The sequence below is a fragment of the Dysosmobacter segnis genome (genome assembly GCF_014297285.1).
Taxonomy (GTDB): Bacteria; Bacillota; Clostridia; order Oscillospirales; family Oscillospiraceae; genus Oscillibacter; species Oscillibacter segnis.
On sequence record NZ_JACOQI010000092.1, the window covers coordinates 1 to 1,059 of the forward strand.

At 53.5% G+C, this 1,059-nt stretch carries 2 protein-coding genes; both read right to left on the reverse strand.

Going from position 1 to position 1,059, the window contains the following annotated elements:
• The coding region (locus H8Z83_RS19160) for a DUF7208 family protein (RefSeq protein ID WP_207732105.1) at positions 1-372 on the reverse strand (372 nt) is incomplete at its 3' end.
• 120 nt (positions 373-492) lie between these two features.
• Positions 493-864, reverse strand: a complete 372-nt coding sequence (locus H8Z83_RS19165) for a hypothetical protein (protein ID WP_187016486.1) — start codon at positions 862-864, stop codon at positions 493-495.
• Positions 865-1,059: the final 195 nt, after the last annotated feature.

The following is a 1,059-nucleotide window of genomic DNA, read 5'->3' on the forward strand; positions in this document are numbered from 1 at the left end:
AGATGTGTATAAGAGACAGCCACGGATGTTTACCAGAATACGCAATGCGTAGCGACCACGTTCGATCACGCTCAGGTCATTGTCCACACGACGCAGAACGAAAGGAAGATGACGATACAGAGCAGCATCGGAAGCTCGGTGTGGCAGGGGAGAAGTGTAAGGAACGCCATCTGCACCAACCATGTTCTTGTGACCGCCGTTACCAATACAGTAGTACTGCATGGCTGGACGTTCGGTGTCACCCAGTTCTTCATCAACCAACACCCCGAACTTTTCGTTAAGGGTCGTGTGGTCCAGAATAGTTGGGCGTTGACCCAAAAGCAAAGAGGTCTGGAGGGCTGAGCCCCAGACACTACGGGTGATAGTTTTCATTCTTAGAAACCTTTATCAACAGGAGTGACAGAGTCGACACAGGGCCAACTAAATTAATCTGGTTCACAGTATAACTGTACAGAACGGCATATAGGGAAGGCTCAGCCCTCCCCCACATGTTTAAGCATCCAACGTGGTAACCGACGCCAGAGTTGTAGTGCCTGTCAAGTAGTCCAACTGACCACCATTAGGATCAACAACCTTGATATAGAAGCTACCACCACCGAGTGACTTCGGGATAAACCGAGGAGACTTATCGGCGATCTTCAACTCCACTACACCACCTACCGGCATCGCTGCGGTGATCTGTGTAGCGTCAGTCATTTGGTTAGTTGTGTTCGGAATCAGAACGTCCTGTGCCTCAACAACCAAACCGTATTGCGCTTTCAACGCGGCTGCCAATGTGGCAAACGTGAAAGGAAACAAACTGCTGAATGGGAACTGTACAACAATCCCCGTCAGTGCAGTGACGTTAGCACGCAGGTAGTTCACTTGGAACGAACCTTTGTACTTACCAGCTTGTCCATCTGTGGAAGTCACACGTGCGGTACCAGTGACGTTAACCCGATTGCCATTACCTGTCTCTTATACACATCTAAAAGTGGGGGGGGGGGGGGGGGGGGGGGGGGGGGGGGGGGGGGGGGGGGGGGGGGGGGGGGGGGGGGGGGGGGGGGGGGGGGGGGGGGG